This is a genomic window from Spirillospora sp. NPDC046719, from assembly GCF_040645715.1.
In the GTDB taxonomy this organism is placed as follows: domain Bacteria; phylum Actinomycetota; class Actinomycetes; order Streptosporangiales; family Streptosporangiaceae; genus Spirillospora.
In genome coordinates, this window is the sequence record NZ_JBEYYT010000852.1 from 1 (window position 1) to 1,770 (window position 1,770).

Below are 1,770 nucleotides of genomic sequence, written 5' to 3' on the forward strand. Positions count from 1 at the left end.
TGGGTCTGCTTGTCGTCCATGCCCGCGTCCTCCGGCGTGTGGGGTGGGGGGGGACGACCCCCCAGACCCCCCGGCAACTGCTTCTACTCCCGGTTGCGCTCGTGCCACACCACGACGCTGGTCTGCCTGATCGGCACCAGGTCGGAGCCGGGAGTGCCACCCGGGTCCCCGCGCCGCCGCTGCTGCGCCAGGCGCGCCGCGACCGACCGGGTCGATTCGAGTTCGTTCGCGAGCTCCTCCAGGGCGGCGTGCGCCTTGGCGAGCTCCTCGCGGAGCCGCACGTTGTCGCGCTGCAGCTCCAGGATGTGCTTGATGCCGGAGAGGTTGACGCCCTCCTCCTGGGAGAGCCGCTGGATCTCGCGCAGCATCACGATGTCGCGCATCGAGTACCGGCGGCCCCGGCCGGCCGTGCGGCCCGGGCACACCAGCCCCATCCGGTCGTAGGTGCGGAGCGTCTGCGGGTGGAGCCCGGACAGCTGCGCCGCCACCGAGATCACATAGACCGGGGTGTCGTCGCCGAACGGATCCATGACCTCACTCCGTTCTCGCCTGCTGGAGCAGCTCGCCGCGCAGGTCCTCGCCCGCGCCCGCGTCGCGGAGCCGCTCCAGCGCCTCGCGGGCCTGATCGTCGAGCTTCTGCGGCACCTGCACGTCCACGGTGACGAGCAGGTCGCCCTTCGTGCCGTCGCGCCGCGTCGCGCCGCGGCCGCGGACCCGGAACGTCCGGCCGTTCGGGGTGCCCTCCGGCAGCCGCAGCGTCACCGGCTGCCCCTGGAACGTCGGCACCCGGATCTCCGCGCCGAGCGCCGCCTCCGGGAACGTCACCGGCACGGTCATCGTCAGGTTGTCGCCGGTGCGGCCGAACACCTTGTGCGGCAGCACCTTGATGTTCACGTACAGGTCGCCCTGCGGGCCGCCGTTCTCGCCCGGCGCGCCCTTGCCCTTCAGCCGGATCCGCTGCCCGTCCGCGACGCCCGCCGGGATGCGGGCCTGGATGGTGCGGTCCGACTGCTTGCGGCCGCTGCCGTGGCAGGTCGGGCACGGGTCGTCCACGACGAGCCCGCGGCCGTGGCACTCCCGGCACGGCTCCTGGAAGCCGAAGTTCCCGAGGTTGCGGGTCTCGTGCCCGGTGCCCTCGCAGTTCGGGCACACCCGCGGCACCGTGCCGGCCTTCGCGCCGGTGCCCCGGCAGGACGGGCACGCCGCCTCGCTGGTCAGCTTGATCGGGACGGTCACGCCGTTCATCGCGCGGCCGAACGACAGCGTCACGTCCGTCTCGACGTCCGCGCCGCGCCGCGCCCGCCGCGCGCCCGTCGTCCGGGTGCCGGCGCCGCCCCGGTTGAACAGCCCGCCGAACAGGTCGCCGATGCGCTCGCCCGCGCCGCCCGTCTGCGTGCCCCCGGTCTGCCCGAAGAGGTCCCCCAGGTCGAAGGGGAAGCCCCCGCCGCCCTGCTGGCCGCGGAAACCGCCCGGCATGGACCGCACCGCGTCGTACTCCTTGCGGCGCTTGTCGTCCGACAGGACGTCGTACGCCTCGGAGACCTCCTTGAAGCGGTCCTCGGCGTCGGCGTCCCCCTTGTTGGCGTCCGGGTGGTACTTGCGCGCCAGCTTCCGGTAGGACTTCTTGATCTCCTCCTGCGAGGCCGACTTCGAGACACCGAGGACTTTGTAGTAGTCCTTCTCCAGGTAGTCCTTGGTGCTCACGGCGCCCCGCTCTCTGCTATCGCCACTTGCGTCTTGTCTTCACGTGCGCCGCCGGGCCCGCCCCGT

The 1,770-nt window shown here is 72.8% G+C and carries 2 protein-coding genes; both read right to left on the reverse strand.

Features of this window, described 5'->3' with window-relative positions:
* Window positions 1–83: 83 nt before the first annotated feature.
* The gene (locus ABZ914_RS50925; RefSeq protein ID WP_151546116.1) at window positions 84–530 is read right to left on the reverse strand and encodes a heat shock protein transcriptional repressor HspR; all 447 of its coding nucleotides are present in this window, start codon (window positions 528–530) and stop codon (window positions 84–86) included.
* A 4-nt stretch (window positions 531–534) separates the two neighbouring features.
* Entirely contained in the window at window positions 535–1,704 is a 1,170-nt protein-coding gene (gene dnaJ, locus ABZ914_RS50930; RefSeq protein ID WP_190850731.1) for a molecular chaperone DnaJ, read from the reverse strand.
* Window positions 1,705–1,770: the final 66 nt, after the last annotated feature.